The organism is Streptomyces lienomycini, from assembly GCF_027947595.1.
GTDB lineage: Bacteria > Actinomycetota > Actinomycetes > Streptomycetales > Streptomycetaceae > Streptomyces > Streptomyces lienomycini.
In genome coordinates this window covers 3621019-3639819 of sequence record NZ_CP116257.1, presented here as the reverse complement: position 1 = coordinate 3639819, position 18801 = coordinate 3621019, and the positions used below count along the sequence as shown (strand labels likewise).

Annotated in this window: 9 protein-coding genes; 4 read left to right on the top strand and 5 right to left on the bottom strand. The window is 73.3% G+C overall.

Annotation, left to right across the window (positions count from 1 at the left end; genetic code table 11):
- Window positions 1–117 precede the first annotated feature (117 nt).
- Window positions 118–636 (top strand): lytic polysaccharide monooxygenase auxiliary activity family 9 protein, encoded by a 519-nt coding sequence (locus BJ961_RS16460; RefSeq protein WP_271413583.1) that lies wholly within the window; start codon window positions 118–120, stop codon window positions 634–636.
- A 115-nt stretch (window positions 637–751) separates the two neighbouring features.
- The gene (locus BJ961_RS16455; protein WP_271413582.1) at window positions 752–1486 is read left to right on the top strand and encodes a chitinase; all 735 of its coding nucleotides are present in this window, start codon (window positions 752–754) and stop codon (window positions 1484–1486) included.
- A 128-nt stretch (window positions 1487–1614) separates the two neighbouring features.
- Here BJ961_RS16455 and BJ961_RS16450 read toward each other — a convergent pair whose 3' ends face one another.
- Window positions 1615–2799 carry an FAD-dependent oxidoreductase gene (locus BJ961_RS16450; RefSeq protein WP_271413581.1) on the bottom strand — a complete coding sequence of 395 codons (1185 nt, stop codon included), beginning with the start codon at window positions 2797–2799 and terminating at the stop codon, window positions 1615–1617.
- Between the two features lie 166 nt (window positions 2800–2965).
- Here BJ961_RS16450 and BJ961_RS16445 point away from each other — a divergent pair, with 166 nt between their 5' ends.
- On the top strand, window positions 2966–3583 hold the full coding sequence (locus BJ961_RS16445) for a TetR/AcrR family transcriptional regulator (protein WP_271413580.1): 618 nt from the start codon (window positions 2966–2968) through the stop codon (window positions 3581–3583).
- A 292-nt stretch (window positions 3584–3875) separates the two neighbouring features.
- Here BJ961_RS16445 and BJ961_RS16435 read toward each other — a convergent pair whose 3' ends face one another.
- Together BJ961_RS16435 and BJ961_RS16430 are read right to left on the bottom strand one after the other, a co-directional pair.
- A complete protein-coding gene (locus tag BJ961_RS16435) occupies window positions 3876–4595 on the bottom strand; it encodes a DinB family protein (RefSeq protein ID WP_271413579.1) in 720 nt (239 codons plus the stop codon).
- A gap of 117 nt (window positions 4596–4712) precedes the next feature.
- Entirely contained in the window at window positions 4713–4925 is a 213-nt protein-coding gene (locus BJ961_RS16430) for an MbtH family protein (RefSeq protein ID WP_271413578.1), read from the bottom strand.
- Between the two features lie 88 nt (window positions 4926–5013).
- Here BJ961_RS16430 and BJ961_RS16425 point away from each other — a divergent pair, with 88 nt between their 5' ends.
- Window positions 5014–6105, top strand: a complete 1092-nt coding sequence (locus tag BJ961_RS16425; protein ID WP_271413577.1) for an alpha/beta hydrolase-fold protein — start codon at window positions 5014–5016, stop codon at window positions 6103–6105.
- Window positions 6106–6167: 62 nt separating this feature from the next.
- Here the strand turns inward: BJ961_RS16425 and BJ961_RS16420 are convergent, their stop codons facing one another.
- Together BJ961_RS16420 and BJ961_RS16415 are read right to left on the bottom strand one after the other, a co-directional pair.
- Window positions 6168–7868 (bottom strand): ABC transporter ATP-binding protein, encoded by a 1701-nt coding sequence (locus tag BJ961_RS16420; protein WP_271413576.1) that lies wholly within the window; start codon window positions 7866–7868, stop codon window positions 6168–6170.
- Window positions 7855–18789, bottom strand: coding sequence for a non-ribosomal peptide synthetase (locus BJ961_RS16415; RefSeq protein WP_271413575.1), 10935 nt, complete (start codon window positions 18787–18789; stop codon window positions 7855–7857). The genes BJ961_RS16420 and BJ961_RS16415 overlap by 14 nt, the downstream gene beginning before the upstream one ends.
- Between the last annotated feature and the right edge of the window lie 12 nt (window positions 18790–18801).

The window sequence follows — 18801 nt, the reverse complement described above, 5'->3', positions numbered from 1 at the left end:
TGCGCGTCACCTTCGCGCCTCCTGGCCCCACCCACGAGAGGCCGTACTCGGCGTGCCCGGTCACCCCCACATCTGACCGCGCGCGCCCCGGAACGGCCGGATGTGAAGGAGTTCCCCATGCACGCACGTCGGAAGACCGCTGCCCTGATCGGCGCGGTGCTCGCCCCCGTGGTCGCCGTGAGCCTTCCCGCCTCCTCGGCGAGCGCACACGGCTACATCTCCGACCCGCCCAGCCGCCAGGCCCAGTGCGCCGCGGGCACGGTGTCCTGCGGCGACATCACGTACGAGCCCCAGAGCGTCGAAGGCCCCAAGGGACTGACCAGTTGCAGCGGTGGCAACAGCCGCTTCGCCGAACTGGACGACGACAGCAGGGGCTGGACCGTCACCCCGGTGTCGAAGAACACGACGTTCTCGTGGCAGCTCACCGCGCAGCACGCCACCAGCACCTGGGAGTACTACGTCGGCGGTCAGCGGATCGCGCTGTTCGACGACGGCGGCGCGAAGCCGGGCGCGGTGGTGAACCACCAGGTCGACTTCGGCGGACTCACCGGGCAGCAGAAGGTCCTCGCCGTGTGGAACGTCGCCGACACGGACAACGCGTTCTACGCCTGTATCGACGTCAACGTCGGGGGCTGACGGCCCGGTCGGAGCGCAAGGGGTCGGTCGCGGGCCCGTCCGGGTGCCGCGGCCGCTCCTCTTCCGCTCCTTCCCTCTCCGCGCCCGTCCCTCCCACCGAGCAGGAGTCGATACCGTGCAGCACCGCAAACTCGCACTGCTGGCCGCCACCGGCGCGGCCGCCGTCCTGTGCACTCTGACCACGGCGCCGTCGGCCGTCGCCCAGAAACCCGGCACCCGTACCGTCGCCGCCGAGTTCGTCGTCGGCGAGGGCCAGTTCGACCAGATGTTCCCGAACAGGAACTCCTTCTACACCTACAGCGGTCTCACCGCGGCGCTCAGCGCCTACCCCGGCTTCTCCAACACCGGCAGCGACACGGTGAAGAAGCAGGAGGCCGCCGCCTTCCTGGCCAACGTCAGCCACGAGACCGGCGGTCTGGTCCACGTGGTCGAGCAGAACACCGCCAACTACCCGCACTACTGCGACGCCACCCAGCCGTACGGCTGTCCGGCCGGCAACGACAAGTACTACGGGCGCGGGCCGGTCCAGCTCAGCTGGAACTTCAACTACAAGGCGGCCGGAGACGCGCTCGGCATCGACCTGCTGGGCAACCCCGACCTGGTCCAGAACGACTCGGCCGTCGCCTGGAAGACGGGTCTGTGGTACTGGAACACCCAGAACGGGCCGGGCACCATGACCCCGCACGACGCCATGGTCAACGGCGCCGGATTCGGTGAGACCATCCGCGCCATCAACGGCAGCCTGGAGTGCGACGGGGGCAATCCCGCGCAGGTCCAGAGCCGGATCGACAGCTACGAGCGCTTCGCCGAGGTCCTGGGCGTCGAGCCCGGCGACAACCTGAGCTGCTAGCGCCCCGGCTCACACCACGGCCCCACCGCGGGCCCCCTCGTGCTCACCGGTTCCGCCGGTCGCGAGGGGGCCCGCGGCCGGTTCGGCGGCCGGATCACGAACGGTACGAGCGCGGCCACGGCACGAACCTACTGGCCGGGTATGCCCTGCTCCCCGTGCCCGGGGCCCCGCCCCGGCTCACCGAACCGCGCGAGTTCGCCGGCGTCCGGCTCCTCCAGCAGGAACCCGGCGCCGCCGTCGAGCATCTCGGCGTAGCGCGCCGAGCGCGGCAGCATCGTCTCCTCGTAGGTGCGCAGGGCGTCGTCGACGGTGGCGGAGCCGGCGAGGGCGAGCGCGAGTTCCGCGGCGTCGAGCATGGCGAGGTTGACGCCGACGCCGAGCGGGGGCATGAGATGTGCGGCGTCTCCCAGGAGGGTCACGCCGGGCGTGTGCTGCCAGGTGTGCGGCGCGGGCAGGGCGTAGAGGGGGCGGTCGACGTAGGGACCGTCGTTCTCGGTGATCATCCGGAGTGTCCGCGGTGACCAGGCCGCGTACTCGCCGAGGAGACGTGCGCGGATGCCGGCGGTGTCCTCCGGGCGAAGACCGCTCGCCGTCATCCAGTCGAGCGGGACCCGCCGCATGATGTAGACGCGCAGGTGACCGCCGCTGTTGCGCTGCGCGAAGAGACCCCGTTCGCCGTCGGCCACGTGGGCGCTGCCCCGGCCCACCAGTGCGGAGAGTTCCGGGTGTGCCGACTCCATGTCGTCGAACCACGCCTCGAGGAAGCCGACCCCGGTGTACCGCGGCACGGCGTCGGACACCGCCGGGCGGACGCGGGAGAAGGCGCCGTCCGCTCCGATCACCAGGTCCGTCTCCACGGTGCTCCCGTCGGCGAACGTCAGTGTCCGGGGTCCGTCGGCCGGCCCGCTCACCGACTCCAGGGTGTGCCCCCAGCGGACCGTCCCGGGGTCGAGCGAGCGCAGCAGGAGCTCCCGGAGCTGACCGCGGTCGATCTCGGGGCGGGCCGTCTCGCCCTCGCCCGGCAGCCGGTGGGCGAGGACGCGGCCCGCGGGGTCGATGCGGCGTTCCTCCTGGCTCTCGCACCTGGCCAGCTCGAAGAACTCCTCCAGCAGGCCCGCTTCGCCCAGCGCGAGCTGACCGTCCTCCTCGTGCAGGTCGAGCGAGCCGCCCTGATCGCGTGCGTCCGCGTCCGGGTCGCGGTCGTACACCGTCGCCGCGATGCCGTGCCGGTGCAGGACTCGCGCACAGGTGAGTCCTCCGGGGCCCGCGCCGATGATGCTGATCCGGGCGCCCGAGGGCGTGGGTGGGTTCACGGTGGCTTCCTTCCGTCGATGGGATCCCCCGCAGGACCCACCAAAGCAGAAGTGAGTGAGAAACTGCAACTGTTCCAGTTTCTGACTGACTCAGTCTTATGCGTGGCTCAGGTTTCTGCACGTTTACAGTTTCTGTGTCGTTCCAGCCGTGCGTTAGGGTGAGGCCATGCCCGACTCCCCCAGCCCCGGCCGCCGCGAGCGCAAGAAGGCGGCGACCAGGCAGGCCATCGCCGATGCCGCCCTGGAGCTCTTCCTCGAGCACGGATTCGACCGGGTCAGCGTCCGTGACGTCGCGGACAGGGCCGATGTGTCGACGACGACCCTCTTCGCGCACTTTCCGAGCAAGGAGGCGCTGGTCTTCGACCGTGAGGACGACGTCGACGCCGCACTGACCGCCGCCGTCCGGGAACGGCCCGAGGGGCTCGGTGTGGTCGAGGCGCTCCGGGCGCACGCCCTGGAGTCCTGGGTGCCGATCGCCACCGATCCGCGCCGGGAGCGATTCACCGCTCTGGTCAACGACACGCCGGCGCTCCGCGAGTACGGGGAGCGGATGTGGATGCGACACGCCGGCACCCTGAGCGCGGTCGTCGCGGCGGAGCTGGGTCGTGAGCCGGACGACCCGGCGTGCGCGGCGCTGGCGCGGTTCGCGCTGGAGGTACCCGCCCTCACCACGGGGCGGCACGATCCGCGGGCGACCGTGGAGACGGTGTTCGACCTGCTCCTGGACGGCTGGCGGGCCCAGGAGGGCGCTTCGGACACGGCGGCGGACGGTTCTCGCGGCTGAGGCCCGCGGCGGCCGCTCCACCGGGGCAGCCGCCCGGCGTCGCCAGGTGACGGTTCCGCACGTCACCCGACAGGTACAGGCGCCGGAGAAGCGCGGTCTCGTACGGCGAGTCGCCGACGCCCACGACCGCCGCGCGAGCGTCATCGCGCCGACCGAAGCGGGCAGGCCGACTGTCCGCGGCCGGACCGCGACGGCCTCACCCGCCTCCTCACCCGGCTCGCCGAAGACGTCATGGCGCGGCCGGGCCCGGTTCGACACCGAGGCACGAGAGGCGGGCGCGGGTCCGGCGGGCCTACCCGGCGGTGCCGGGGCGGGCCCGCCACAGGTCGCGCAGGAGCGCGATCTCGGCCATGTGGTGGATGAACTCGAGGTTGTCCCCGGCCACGACGCCGACGTAGGGGTCGTCGGGATCGGAGCCGTACGGGTACTGGGAGAAGCCGACGGTGTCGAGCTGCTCCTCGGTGACGGTGGCGACGTCCTCGCGCCAGCGGTCGATCAGCGCCCAGAACCGTTCGAGCGCCAGGGCGGCGGACGGAGTGAAGTCGACCAGTTCCCTCGGGTCGCGCCGCCGTTCACCGAAGGTCCACTCCCACTGGCCCGCGAAGCACGAGTGCAGGTGCGCCAGCCGCCAGGCGATGGTGGTGACCGGTGTCGCGTCGGGCTCCGGCGGACCGGTGTGGGCGAGGACCTCTTCGACCCGCTCGACGCCCACACTCCAGTCGTCGGCGATCTTGGCGACCGGCATTCCGCTCGCGGCCTGCCGGGCGACCTCCGCGTACTCGCTCGCCGGGATGTCCGGGGCGCCCTTGTCGATCACCCACTCGCCCGGCCCGTACGCCCTGGGCGTCACCGCTTCGCCCCGGCGCCGGATCGACCAGCACCCGGCCACCGGCTCCCACAGGAACTCCTCGTCACCCAGCCCCGCCAGGCGCACCTGGGCCATCTCCCTGGCCTGGTCGAACTGGTCCAGCAGCAGGCCCAACCGGTCGGTCCGCACGCCCTCGATCTCCATGCCCCGCTCCTTTCGCGGTGCGCCCGCAGCGCAGGGCACTCCGGCGCAGGCTAACGACTCGAGTCCCGCGAGCGCGACCGATTTCCCGCCCGTACGGCGGGCGTCGGGGTCCGGGGGTCAGGCGTCCGCGGATCCGGCCGGCGAACGCGGGCGCAGGTCGGTCCAGTTGGCCTCGACGTACGCCAGGCAGGCGTCCCGGGTGTTCTCCTCGAAGACGGTCGTCCATCCTCCGGGGACCGCTGCGAAGGACGGCCAGAGCGAGTGCTGTCCCTCGTCGTTCACCAGGACGAGGAACCGACCGTCGGCGTCGTCGAAGGGGTTGGTGCTCATACCCGATACCTCCCGATGGATTAGGTTAGGCTCGCCTAATGTGCGATGAGCTTAGCCTTCCGGATTTCCGCTCCACAAGGAGCCGTTCATGAGGCGGGCGGGGGCGGACACGTTCGCCGCGTTCGGACTGACCGGAGAGCCCGGCACCGACGCCTTCTGGGCCGCCGCGACGTCGCCCGTGCCGCTGCCCGACGGCGACGGGTGGACGACCCTGTTCCTGCGGCGCGGAGCGCGTGCGGCGAACATCGTCTTCGAGAGCTGGTCGGCACCGGTGCCGATGCGGCGGTGGGGCGACACGGACTGCTGGTACGCCGAGGTGAGCATGCCGGCACGCCTGCGGGTGACGTACCGGTTCCTCGTGGGCGACACGGCGTACGCCGACCCCCTCAACCCCGTCGGCGCGGGCGGCGACCTGTCCATCGCCGCCACCCCGGACGCCCCCGCCCAGCCGCACTGGCCCCCGGTCGACGCCGCCGACGTCCTGCCCCTGCCCCGTACCCGGCTGCGCTGGACGAGCGAGCGGCTCGGCGGGCGGCGCACCGTGCGGGTCCATCCGGTGGGCGGGGGCGGGCCGGTGGTCCTGCTGCTCGACGGGGACGACTGGCTGTACCTGCATCCGGCGACGGCCGCCTTCGACTCCGCCTTCGCGAGCGGCGAGGCGCCCGCGGTCACTCTCGTGTTCCTCCCCACCAGGGACCGGGAGGCGGAGTTCACGTGCCGGCCCGCGCTGTGGGAGGCGGTGCGCGACGAGTTGCTGCCGCTGGTGGCCCGGAGCGGGGTACGCGCCGAACCGGACCGGCTGGTGGTCGCGGGACAGAGCCTCGGCGGTCTGAGCGCGCTGTACGCGGCGCTGGAGTTCCCCGAGTGGGTGTCGCGCGTCGCCTGCCAGTCGGCCTCACTGTGGTGGACGCCCGACGCCGCGGACCCCGCGGACCCGCTGGGTGGCCCGGTCGGCGGTGCCCTCGCGGCACGCCTGCGCGCGCGTCCGGATCTGTCCGGCCTGCGGATCGCGTTCGACGTGGGGGAACACGAGACCCGGATGCTCCCCCACTGCGCCCTGGTGGAGACCCTGGTCGAACAGGCCGGTGCGACCGTGCGGGTCTCCAGGTCCGCGTCGGACCACGACCGGGCGGGGTGGCGGCAGGCACTGCTCCGGGACGTGGCCTGGGCCCTCGCATAGGCCCCGCCCCGCCACGCCCCGAGCGGTCCGCCCGGTGACCCTGATCGCACCCGGTCACCGGGTCACCGGGTCACCGCCAGGCAGTACTCCGCGTCGGTGGCGAGGAGGTTGCGGTGCGTGTCCTCGGCGGTGACGACTCCTTCGTCCAGGACGAGGACACGGTCGGCGGCGTCCAGGAGCGCGGGGCTGCTGGTGATCACCAGGGTGGTGCGGCCCCGGCGCAGCTCGGCGACGCCCCGTGCGATGAGCTGCTCGGTGACGGCGTCGACGGCGGTCGTCGGGTCGCGCAGCACGAGGACGTCGGTGTCGGCGGCCAGGGCGCGGGCCAGGGACAGCCGTTGGCGCTGGCCCCCGGAGAGGTTGGCGCCGCGGTCGCGGACGGCGTAGTCGAGTCCTTCCCGGTGCAGGGCGACGACGTCGGTCAGCATCGACGCCTCGACCGCTTCGGGGACGCTGCCGCTGGTGCCGGACGGGTCGATGTTGGAACGGAGGGTGCCCGCGAAGATCTCGCCGTCGTACGGGTTGACCAGCAGGTGCGCGCGGACGCCCTCGACCGCCAGGTCCGCGAGGTCCCGTCCGCCGACCCGCACCGTCCCCTCGTACGCGTCGGGCGGGACGGTCAGGGCGAGGATCGCCGCGAGGTCGGCCGCCGCACGCGGCTGGTAGGCGGCGACGGCCACGAACTCGCCCGCGGCCACCCGGAACCGCACCTTGCGCAGTTCCCCGTGGCGGACGCAGTCGACCTCCAGGTCGGCGCCGTCGGACGGCCGCTCCCGTCCCGGTGTCGTCACCGGCGGCGCGGTCAGGAGCAGGGCCATCCGCTCGGCCGAGGCCCGCGCGATCATCACGTACTTCGGCATCTCCGAGAACAGCTTCAGCGGTTCCATGATGAACTGCGCGAGGCCCACGGCCATGACCAGCTCGCCGATGGTGATCCGGCCCCGGAAGGCCAGCCAGCCCGCCGTGAGGGTCACCGCGGCGGCGAGCACCGCGTTGAGGGCCAGCGCCGTGCCCGCGTAGACGCCGTTGACCCGGGCGACGGTGACGGACTGGCGCCTGGCGTCCGTGCTGACCTCGCGGTAGGAGCGGAACGCCGCGTGGTTGCCGCCGAAGCCGTGCAGCGGGCGCAGGCCGATGATGAGGTCGGCGACCTTGGCGCCCGCCCGCGCCACCCGGGCCTGCTGCTCGCGGGTGCTGGAGCCGATGCGCCTGGACATCACGCTCAGCACGGACAGGATCGCGACGGTTCCCACGATGACCAGCAGCCCGAGCCTGATGTCGGCCAGGCCCAGCGCGACCGCCGCGATCACCACCGCCACCAGCGAGCTGATCAGCAGCGGCACCACCTCGATGATGTCGGCGGTCTGGTCGGCGTCCTCGGTGGCGATGGTCAGCACCTCGCCGGACTTCAGGTCGACGTCCGAGGCCACCGGCCGCAGTGCGCGGTCGGCGACCCGGACCCGCCAGCGGTGCGCCTCGGTCGTGTTGGCCTTCTGCAGGATCCGCATCCCGAACCGCCAGGACAGCGACACGGTCGTGATGATCACGGCCAGCGCCGCGAGGGAGAGGCCGAGCGCGTCGAGGCTCCGGTGGCGCATGGTGTGTTCGACGATCAGGCCGAGCGCGATGGGGAAGGCGGTCTCACCGGCCTGGTAGAGGCCCATGAGGACGGTCCCCCAGGCCATCGCGCCGACGTTGCGCCGAAGGGCGGTGCGGAGGATGTCGGACCCCGCGCGGGGCCGCTGGGTGTCAGGATTCGTCATCGAGGTGGCGGGCAATCGCTTCCGGGGTTCGCAGGGTGAACAGATCACGGATGGTGATCACAGGACCGTACTCGCGGCGGAGCAGGCCGGTCAGCCGCACCGCCAGCATGGAGTGTCCGCCGAGGGCCACGAAGTCGCTCACCGCGCTCACCTCGTCGTCGTCCAGGTCCAGTGCCTCGGCGAAGAGTTCGCACACCGTCGTCTCGGTCTCCGTCTGCGGTCCGCGCTCCCCCGCCGTGGTCAGCGCGCCCAGCGGCTTGGCCTCCGGGAGGGCCTTGGTGTCGGCCTTCCCGTTCACGGTCAGCGGGATGCGGTCGACCCGGGCGTAGTGGGTCGGGCGCAGGAAGTCCGGCAGCCCGGCGCCCGCTTCGGCGGCGACGGCGGCCAGGTCGGCGCCGTCCAGCACCAGGTAGGCGGCCAGCCGGTGGGCACCGTCGACCTGCGGGTCGGGCTGGGCGACGGCGGCGGCGAGGCGCACCGCCGGGTGCGCGGCGAAAGCGGCCTCGACCTCGCCGAGTTCGACCCGGTGGCCGCGGATCTTGACCTGCTGGTCGGTGCGGCCCAGATACATCAGGTTCCCGTCGGGCCGCCGCACCACCAGGTCCCCGGTGCGGTACATGCGCTCGCCGGGTGCGCCGAACGGGCAGGCGACGAAGCGGTGCGCGGTCTGGGCGGGTTGCCCGAGGTAGCCGCGAGCGATGCCGATCCCCGCGACGTACAGCTCGCCGGGGACGCCGTCGGGCAGCGGCCGCAGCCACGGGTCCAGCACGTACACGTCCGTGTTGTCGATCGCGACCCCCACCGCCGGGTCGGGGCACTCGAAGGTGCCGACGCCGAGGGTGTTGATGGTGTACTCGGTGGGTCCGTACAGGTTGTAGCCGACGGTGCCCTCGGTCTCGGCGAGCCGCCGCCACAGGGCCGGGGTGACGGCCTCGCCGCCGAGCAGCACCAGTGCGGGGCGGCGGGCCGGGTCGTCGAGCAGCCCCTCGGCGACCAGTTGCTGGGCGTAGGTCGGGGTGACGTTGACGACGTCGATCCCGTGCTCCAGGCAGTAGTCCACCAACCGGGGGGCGTCGCGGCGCAGTTCCTCGTCGCAGACGTGCACCTCGTGGCCGTCGGCGAGCCACAGCAGTTCCTCCCACGACATGTCGAACGCGAACGACACGGTGTGGGCGACGCGGAAGGTGCGGTGGCCGTGCTCCGCCAGGACCGGTTCGAAGATCCGGCGCTGGTGGTTGACCAGCATGTTGGTGAGTCCGGCGTACTCGGTCACGACGCCCTTGGGACGCCCGGTCGAGCCGGAGGTGTAGATGGTGTACGCGGGGTGCCGCAGCCGGTTCGGGTCGTCCGGAGCGAACGTCGCGAACGGCTCGGCCTCGGGCAGCGGCCGGTCCAGCTCGATCAGGTCGGCGCCGGCGGGCAGCCGGTGCGCCACCGTGCTCACCGTGAGCACGGCCTCCGGGCGGGCGTCCGCGACGATCGTCGCGATCCGCTCGTCCGGGTGGTCCAGCTCCAGCGGCACGTACGCGGCACCGGTGCGCAGTACGGCGAAGAGGGCGGTGATCGAGTCGAGGGAGCGCGGGATCGCGAGTCCCACCGTCGTCTCCGGGCCGATGCCGCGCCGGACGAGTACTCCCGCCACCGCCCGGCTGCGGTCGCGCAGTTCGGCGAAGGTCAGGGTCGAGCCGTGGGCGACGAGGGCCGTGCGGCCCGGCTCGCGGTCCGCCGCCCGGTCGAAGCGGTCGACGACGGTGTCCGTGCCGATGTCGGTGCGCGGGGTCGTCCCGGGTGCGGGCTCCAGGCCCGGGAGGGATCCGATCGGCCCGGTGGCTCCGGTGCGCGCGGCCAGGTCGTCGAGTACCCGTACGTAGTCGTCGAGGAGGCGCCGGGCCGCGGGGGTGTCGTGGTCCCGGTACTCCAGTTTGACGGTGAGCCGGTCGCCGGGGGTGACGACCCAGGTGAAGGGGTAGTGGGTGGAGTCGTCGGCCCGCACCGAAGTGATGCCGTGCCGGGCGTTCATCTCGGCGAAGGCGTCCAGGTCCAGGAAGTTCTGCAGGACGAACAGGTTGTCGAACAGGGTGTCGTGGCCGCCGGCCCGCTGGATCTCGCCGAGCCCGAGGTGCTCGTGCTCCATGGCCTCGACCCGGTCCGCCTGTACGGCCGTCAGGTAGCCGCGGACGCTGTCGTGCGGCCGTGCCCGCGTCCACAGGGGCACGGTGTTGAGCAGTACGCCGACGATGCCGGCCAGTCCCTCGCCCTCCCGGCCGGAGACGGTGACTCCGAACACGGCGTCGGCGCGTCCGGTGCGGGCACCGAGGAGGAGGCCGAACGCGCCGGTCAGCACGGTGTTCAGGGTGACGCCGTGCGCTTTGGCCGCGTCCCTGAGCGCGTTGGACCGTTCGGAGGTCAGCGTGTGCACGAGTGCGCTCGGCAGGTCGTCGGGCAGGGCGGGCGCCGGTCCGGCCAGCAGGGTCGGGCCGGGCAGGCCGGCCAGGTGCCGCACCCAGAAGCGTTCCGACGCGGCGGTGTCCCTGGCGGCGAGGGACCTGGCGTGGTCCTCGAAGCCCGGCGTGGCGGGCACCGGGTGGAGGGGCGCTCCCTCGCGGGCGGTCCGGTAGGCGTCGAACAGGTCGCGCAGCACGATCTCCCGCGACCAGCCGTCCCACAGCAGCAGGTGGTAGCTCAGCAGGAGTCCGTCGAGGTCGCCGGGCCGTCGCACCACGGTCAGCCGGATCAGCGGCGGCTCACCGGGGTCGAATCCCCGCTCCCGGTCGCGCAGCCGCAGCGCGTCGACCTCCGTGTCCGTCGCCGCCTCGACCGTGCGGACGTCGACGCGCCGGCCCGGGGCGAGGACCTGGACGGGGTTTCCCTCGTCGTCGGTGGCGAAGCCCGCTCCCACCACCGGGTGCCGTGCGATCACGTAAGCCATCGCTTCGGCCAGCGCGTCGGTGTCCAGGCGCTGTTCGAAGGTGAAGTAGCTCTGGGCCACGTAGTGCCCGGCCGGGCCCGTCAGTTGGGCCTGGAAGAACAGGCCCCGCTGGAGGGGGGTGACGGGTGCCGTGCGCTCGGCCGTCGCGGCGGCCCGCACGATCTGTTCGAGGGCGCGGTGCCAGTGCCCGGTGATCTCGTCGGGGATCCCCTCGGTGAGGGTGAAGGCCGCGTGCAGGCTGCCGGTGGCCGCGTCGGTCCACGCGTTGACCTCGACGGCGTACGGGCCGCCCGGGTCGCCGCCGGTGAGGCGCGGTGCCTCGGACTCGGCGCCCCGGCCCAGGTAGTTGAACAGCACCTGCGGGTGGGCGGCGTCGAGCAGCGGGGCGGTCTGCGGGTTGAGGTACCTGAGCCCGCCGTAGGCGATGTGCGCGCGCTCGTCCGGCTGGCGTTCGGCGACCTCGCGGGCCGCGGCGACGGGGTCGGTGTGCGGGGTGAGCCGGACGGGCGCGACGGAGGTGAACCAGCCGACCGTACGGGTGTAGTCGTGGTGGTCGAGGGCCGGGACCCTGCCGTGCCGTTCCAGGTCGATCGCCAGGTCGGTGGCCGTCGGCTGGACGCGGGTCAGCGCGACGCGCAGTGCGCCGCACAGCAGCTCGGTGAGGCCCAGGCCCAGTGCGGCGGGCGCGGTGCGGGTCAGCAGGTCGCTCACCTCGGGGGCGAGTACGACCGTCGTGTCGCGCGGGTTCCCGGCGGTGGGCAGCGGTGCGGGGGCGCCGAGCGTGGTGATCCAGTGGGCCAGGTCGTCGGTCGCGTGGGTGGACCGGCGGGTGAGTGCCTCCGCGTACTCGGCGTAGGACGTGGTCGGCGGTGCCACCGCCGCACCGCGCATCGCGCCGGCCAGGTCGTCCAGCAGGATCAGCCAGGACACGGCGTCGACGGCGAGGTGGTGGGCGGTGACGACGAGGGTCCGGCTCGTCTCCAGCCAGGTGAAGGCGATGACGTCGCCGGTCTCGGGATCGAGCCGGTCGGCCGCCGCGTCGGCCGCGCCCGCGGCGTCGGTTCCGGCCCGGCGGGCGACCGTCACCTCGCGGACCGCTTCGGTGCGCAGCGACCACGTCCCGTGGTCGACGCGCAGCCGCAGCCGCAGCGCCGGATGTGCGGCGACGACGGCGCGCGCGGCGCGCTCCGCGTCGGCGAATCCCGTGCCCTCGGGTGCCGCCAGCGTCCTGGCCTGGGCGAACCGGGCGAGGGATGCGCCCAGTCTCCGCTGCCGCAGGATGATCGGGGTGGGCGGCAGCGGGCCGTCGTCGTGGCGGGCGGGTGCGGGCGGCGCCTCGGGCCCCGCCGTGCGCGTCGGCAGGTGTTCGGCGAGCGCGCGGGGTGTCCGGAGCAGGAACACGTCGCGGGGCGTGATCGGCAGGCCGAGCGCCCTGGCCCGGTTGATCACGGTGATGGCGACGATGCTGTCGCCTCCGGCGCCGAAGAAGTCGGTGTCGGCGTCCGGCCGCGCACCGGGCAGGGCCTCGGCGAAGATGCCGACGAGTGCGGCGAGTACGGAGTCGTTCAGGCCGTCCGCCGTGTCCCGCGCGGGTGTCGACGCCGCGCGCGCGGTCAGCGCCGCGCGGTCCAGTTTGCCGTTGACCGTCAGCGGCAGGGCGTCCACGGGCACCACCCGGCCGGGCACCATGTGGGCGGGCAGCTTCGCCGACAGGAGGGCGGTGAGGTCCGCGGGCGCCCGGCCCACGACGTGCGCGATCAGGTGGTCCTCGCTGTCCGCCACGGTGACGGCGACGTCGGACACGCCGTCGACGGCGCGGATCGCGGACTCCACCTCGCCCAACTCGACGCGGAATCCCTTGAGCTGCACCTGGTCGTCGGCGCGGCCGGTGAACTCCAGCTCGCCGCCGAGGGTGCGGCGGGCGAGGTCGCCGGTGTGGTACATGCGGGAGCCGTCCGCCCGGAACGGGTCCGCCACGAACCGGCCCGCGGTGAGTCCCGGCCTGCCCAGGTAGCCGAGCGACACCTGGTCGCCGGCGACGTAGATGGCGCCGACCCGGCCCGGCGGCACCGGACGGAGCCGGTCGTCGAGCAGGTGGGTGACGAGGCCGGGGAGCGGACCGCCGATCGGGCTGGCGGTGGCGGCGCCGGGTGTGAAGTCGGCGCCGGTCAGTACCCGGTGGGTGACGTGGACGGTGGTCTCGGTGATGCCGTACATGTTGACCAGCTCGGGCGAGTCGGTGCCGTGCCGCCCGACCCAGTCGTGCAGCCGCCCGAGGTCGAGCGCCTCGCCGCCGAAGACGACGCGGCGCAGTGCGGGCAGCGGCCGGCCCGCGTGCCGGTCGGCCTCGGCGAACCGGTAGAAGGCCGACGGGGTCTGGTTGAGCACGGTCACCCCGCGCTCCCGAACCAGGCGGTGGAAGTCGACCGGGGAACGGGTCAGCGCGTACTCCGGCACCAGCAGCTCGCCGCCGTGCGCGAGCGCGCCCCACAGTTCCCAGACGGCGAAGTCGAAGGAGTAGGAGTGGAACTGGACCCACACGTCGTCCGGTCCGAAGGCCATGGCCGGCCGGGTACGGGCGAGGAGCGTCACCACGCTGGAGTGCGGGACGACGACGCCCTTGGGCCGGCCGGTCGATCCGGAGGTGTAGATGACGTACGCGGGGTCGTGCCGTTCGGGGCCGGTCGCGGGCTCCGCCGCGCTGGGGGGCGGCTCGTCGCCCGGGACGAGTACGCGGGCCACCACGCCGGCCCGGTCGAGCAGCCGCGTGAACCGGTCGCGCTGCTCCGGTCCCACGAGGACGACCTGCGGCGCGGAGTCGGCGAGGACGTACTCCAGGCGCTCGTCCGGGTACGCCAGGTCCAGCGGTACGTAGGCCCCGCCCGCCGCGACGACGGCGACCAGGGCGACGACCTGCTCGACGGAGCGCGGCACCGCCACGGCGACGCGCCTGCCGGGTCCGACACCGGCCGCGCGCAGGACGGCGGCCAACTCGTTCTTCGCCAGGTCCAGTTCGCGGTAGGTCAGCGAGCGGGTGCTCCCGTCGAGGGCGCACTGGGTGACGGCGGTGGCGCCGGGGTGGCGGTGTGCCGCGGTGTCGAACAGTTCGCCCAGGGTCGCCGGGCCGATCGGCTCGATCTCCCCGGCCGCCTCGGACGCCAGGTCGCCGACCGGGGTGTCCGGGCGGGTGAGCAGGCCGGTGAGGTTCCGGGTGAACATGCCGAGGATCTCCCGGGCGCCGGTCTCCCGGAGCAGCTCGGTGTCGTGGATGAGGTTGAAGCGCGGGCGGCCGTCGGGTGTGCGTTCCACCACCAGGGTCAGCGGGTAGTGCGGGGCGCCCTCGTTGGCGATGCCGGTGATGACGAGGGTGTCGCCGGGTCGCCGCAGGTCGTCCGTGTCGGTCGCCACGTCGAACACCACCAGGGTGTCGAAGAGGGCGCCGGCGCCGGCCCGGCGGGCGATCCCGGCGAGCGAGAGGTGCTGGTGCGGCAGTACCGCGCTCTGGTGTGCCCGCAGGGAGGCGAGCAGCTCGCCCCCGGTCGTGGTGGCGGCCCACCGGGCACGCAGGGGAACGGTGTTGATGAACAGGCCCACCATGTCCTCGATGCCGGGCACGTCGACGTCGCGTCCGGACACCGTGGAACCGAACACGACGTCGTCGCGGTGCAGCAGGCCGCCCAGGGTGAGGGCCCAGGCGCTGTGGACGGCCACGCTCAGCGGTACGCCGGCCGACCGGGCGGCGGCGTCGACGTCGGTCCCGGGCGTCACGGCGGTGTCCGCGAACCGGTCGGAGGGGGTGTGCCCCTCGGCGACCAGGGTGGGGCCGGGCAGTCCGGCCAACTGCTCCCGCCACACCCGCTCGCCCTCCTCGTCGTCGCGGCCGGCGAGCCGGCGGGCGTGGTCGGGGAACCCGCCGAGGGCGTGGCCGGACCCGGGCGCGTGGTACTCGGCCAGCAGGGTCCGCAGCATGGGCGGCACCGACCAGCCGTCGGCGATGATGTGGTGCACCGTCTGCACCAGGACGTGCCGGCCGGCTCCGGTGCGGATGAGGGTGTACCGGGTCAGCGGGCCGACGGACAGGTCGAATCCGGTGCGGCGGTCGTGCTCGGCGTGGGCGCGGATCTCGTCGTCGGTGATGCCGGGGCGGTCCAGTGTGGTGAAGGGCGCCTCGACCCCGCTCTCCAGTACGCAGACCACACGGCCGTCGGCCAGGGCCACGAAGCGTGCGGCCAGGTTCGGGTGGAGGGTGAGCAGGCGGGTGGCCGCCGTCGCGAGCCGGTCGGGGTCCACCTCGCCCTCCAGTGTCAGCAGTTGCTGCTCGACGTAGCTGCCGGTGGCGGCGTCGTCGTAGACCGAGTGGAAGTACAGGCCCTCCTGCAGCGGGGTCAGCGGAAGGATGTCCCGCAGCGCCGGGCCGTCGAGGGCGTCGACGTCCGCCTGGGTGAGCCGCAGCGGGCGGAAGTCGCTGGGCGAGTGGCCGCCCTGTTCGAGCGCGGCGAGGCCGGTGAGGGCTTCGCGGTAGTAGGTGCCGAGGGTCGTGATGTCCTCGTCGGTGAACATGCCGTCGGGCCAGGAGATGACGGTGGCCAGCTCGTATGCGCCGGTGGGGCCGGGTTCGGCGATCGCGTTGAACTCCAGGGCGCGGGGCAGGCGCATGCGCGGGTCGCGCCTCTCACCCAACTGGCCTGTCGTCCGTGCGAGTTGCCAGTCCTCCGGCGAGCCCGCGGCGAAGCGGCCCAGGTAGTTGAAGAGCACCTGGGGTGCGGGGGTGTCGAAGGCCGTGTGGGCCAGATGGCGCAGGGCGCCGTAGGAGACGCCGTTGTGCGGTACGCGTGCGAGGTCTTCCTTGACCGCCTTGAGGGCGGCGGCGAGGTAGTCGGGTGCGGTGGGGTCGGGGGCCGGACCGGGGTCGACGGTGGCCGGGAAGAGGGTGGTGAACCAGCCGACGGTCCGGGCGAGTTCGGGCTCGAACCCGGCGGACGGCGCGACGAAGCCGGGCTCGCGTCCGTGGCCCTCGAGTTCGAGGTGGGCGAAGGTCTGGTCCTGGCCGAGGGCGCGGCGCCATCGGGCGAGGGTGACGGCGAGGGCCGTCACGAGTACGTCGTTGACTCCCGCGTGGAACCTGGCGGGTGTTTCGCCGAGCAGTGCGGCCGTGGTCCGGGCGTCGACCGCGACGGTCCGTGTCCGCTCGTGGGCGACGGTGTCGGCCTCGGAGGGGGCGCGTCTGCCCAGCGGCTGGTCCGGGCCCGGCAGCGGGCGCCGGAAACAGGTGCTGTCCGCGTCGAACGCCGCGCGTTCGAGGAGCTGGGTCCAGCGTCTGAACGACGTGCCGACGACGGGGAGTTCGACCGGTGCGCCCGAGGTTAACAGCCGCCATGCCGTGGCCAGGTCCTCCGTCAGCACCCGCCAGGACACGCCGTCGATCACCACGTGGTGGACGACGACGACCAGTTGCCGTGCCGCGCGGCGCCAGACGGCGCGCAGCATGGCCCCGCCGGCCGGGTCGAGTCCCGCGGTGGCGAGGGCGACGCACGCGTCGATCGGCCGGTCGTCCTCCTGCCAGAGTGCCGCGGCCGACGTCGCGGCCGGGTCCGCCTCCGGAATGTCGAAGCTCCATCGCTCGCCGCGTACCAGCCTGGCCCGCAGCATGGCGTGCCGGCGGACGACGGCGGCGAGGACGGCGTCGAGTGCGTCGGCCGTCAGGCCGGCGGGGGTGCGCAGCACGACCGACTGGACGAAGCCGTCGATCGCGTCCGTGGTCTCGCCGAGCCACTGCACGACGGGCGACCCCACGACGGTGCCGGTCGGGACGTCGCGGTGGTCCGCGGTCGCGGTGTCCTCGTGGCTCGCCACCGCGGCCAGCGCGCCCAGCGTGCTGTGGGTGAAGATCTGCCGTGCCGTGACGTGGAGCCCGGCGTCGCGCAGCGCGCTCAGCAGGGAGATCGCCAGGATGCTGTCCCCGCCGAGCCGGAAGAAGTCCTGGTCGACGCCGACCCGGTCCCGTTGGAGGAGCGTCGCGACGGCCGTGCACACGGCGCGCTCGTCGTCGGTGGTGGGCGGGGTGACCTGGGCCGTGCCGAGATCGGGCTCGGGCAGCGCGTTCCGGTCGAGCTTGCCGTTCGCGGTGAGCGGGAACCGGGTCATGACGACGACGTGCGTGGGCACCATGTACGCGACCATGTGCTCGTCGGCCCAGGTCCTGACCGCGTCCGCGCGCAGGTCCTGGTGCCCGGCGGCCGGGATCACGTATCCGACGAGGTAGGTGCCGCCCGCCGCGTTCTTCCTGGCGACGACGCAGGTGTGGCGGACGCCGGGGTGCTCCGCGAGACCGGCCTCGACGTCCTCGATCTCCAGGCGCATGCCGCGGATCTTGATCTGGTTGTCCGCGCGGCCGAGGAAGTCGAGCGTGCCGTCGGGGGCGAAGCGTGCGAGGTCGCCGGTCCGGTACAGGCGGGAGCCGTCGTCGGCGAAGGGGTTGGCCACGAACCGGGAGGCGGTCAGGCCCGGGGCGTTCACGTACCCCCGGCCCAGCAGCAGTCCGCCCGCGTACAGTTCGCCGCCGACGCCGACCGGGACGGGGCGCAGTTCGTCGTCCAGGACGTAGAGCCGGGTGTTGGGGTTGGCCCGGCCGATCGACGTCGACAGGCGCTCCGCCGCTCCCCGGTAGACGACGTGCGAGACACCGATCGTCGTCTCGGCGGGACCGTAGCCGTGGTACAGGGGGATGTCGAGCCGGGTGCGGAAGCGCTCGTACAGCTCCGGCGTGAGCACCTCGCCGCCGCACCAGACGTGCCGGAGGCTGTCGAGGCGTCCGGAGTCGCCCGCCATCTCCAGCAGCACGTCCAGCATGGAGGAGACCAGGTACGTGAAGGTGACGCGCTGTTCGGCGATCACGCCCAGCAGGTGGTGCGGGTCGCGTTCGCCGCCGGGCCGCAGGATCACGAGCCGGCCGCCGCTGACGAGGGGCAGGAAGATCTCGTTGATGGAGATGTCGAAGGACAGGGGCGCCTTGAACAGGGACGCGTCGTCGTGGCCGAAGCCCAGGATCTCGTGGATCTGCCACAGCAGGCGTTCGCTGATCGCCTCGTGCCGGATCATGGCGCCCTTGGGCCGCCCGGTCGACCCGGAGGTGAAGATCACGTAGGCCAGGGCGTCGCCGGGGGCGGTGACGCCGGTGCCCTCGGTGGGGTGGGTGCCCAGCCGCCAGTCGCCGAGGTCCACGGCCACGGCTTCCGGTTCGTCCGGGGCGGGCTCGCCCGAGTGGTTGAGCTGGACGACGATCCCGGCGTCCTCGATGACGACGGCTCGGCGCTCGGCGGGCCAGTGCGGGTCGAGCGGGGCGAACGCGCCGCCCGCCTGGAGCACGCCGAGCAGCCCGATCACCATCTCCGCGGAGCGGTCCAGGGAGATGCCGACGACCTGTTCGGCGGTGAGCCCGCGTTCGATCAGGTGATGGGCCAGCTGGGCGGAGAGGTCCGCCGTCTGGCGGTAGGTCAGTGTCCGGTGCTCGTCGACGACGGCCACGGCGTCCGGCCGGGCGCGCACCTGAGCGCGGAACATCTCCACCAGGGTCGGGCGGACCCGGTCGGCGTCGGTGTCGTTCCACCCGGCGAGTTGCTCCAGCCGCTCGGCCGGGCCGGACGGGCCGACGGTGCCGAGCGGCCGGTCCGGGAAGCGGGCCAGGTCGTCGAGCGCGAGCTGCGCGTCCCTCGGTACGACGCCGGCCGGGACGGCGATGGTCCGGCCGTCCGCTCCGACGTCCCAACCGCCGGGTGCCGTGCCGCCGTTGCCTGCCCAGCCGAGGACATCGGTGAACAGGGTGCTCGGGGTGAGGTCGAGGCCGGCGGGTCCGTGGCCCGAGGCCCAGTAGGACAGTGCGATGGCGCACGCCTCGGCGATGGTCCGGTCGGGGAGGTCGCAGCCGGTCCGCCTGCGTATGTCGGTCGGGTGGCCGGGAGAAAGCCGTACGAGAGAAGCGGTCGGTTCCATCATCGAAGACTCAAC

Bases quoted from the DNA above. Each gene is read 5' to 3' on its own strand.
- BJ961_RS16460 (WP_271413583.1), top strand. From the start codon at position 118: ATGCACGCACGTCGGAAGACCGCTGCCCTGATCGGCGCGGTGCTCGCC.
- BJ961_RS16445 (WP_271413580.1), top strand. From the start codon at position 2,966: ATGCCCGACTCCCCCAGCCCCGGCCGCCGCGAGCGCAAGAAGGCGGCG.
- BJ961_RS16435 (WP_271413579.1), bottom strand. From the start codon at position 4,595: ATGGAGATCGAGGGCGTGCGGACCGACCGGTTGGGCCTGCTGCTGGAC.
- BJ961_RS16430 (WP_271413578.1), bottom strand. From the start codon at position 4,925: ATGAGCACCAACCCCTTCGACGACGCCGACGGTCGGTTCCTCGTCCTG.
- BJ961_RS16425 (WP_271413577.1), top strand. From the start codon at position 5,014: ATGAGGCGGGCGGGGGCGGACACGTTCGCCGCGTTCGGACTGACCGGA.
- BJ961_RS16420 (WP_271413576.1), bottom strand. From the start codon at position 7,868: ATGACGAATCCTGACACCCAGCGGCCCCGCGCGGGGTCCGACATCCTC.
- BJ961_RS16415 (WP_271413575.1), bottom strand. From the start codon at position 18,789: ATGATGGAACCGACCGCTTCTCTCGTACGGCTTTCTCCCGGCCACCCG.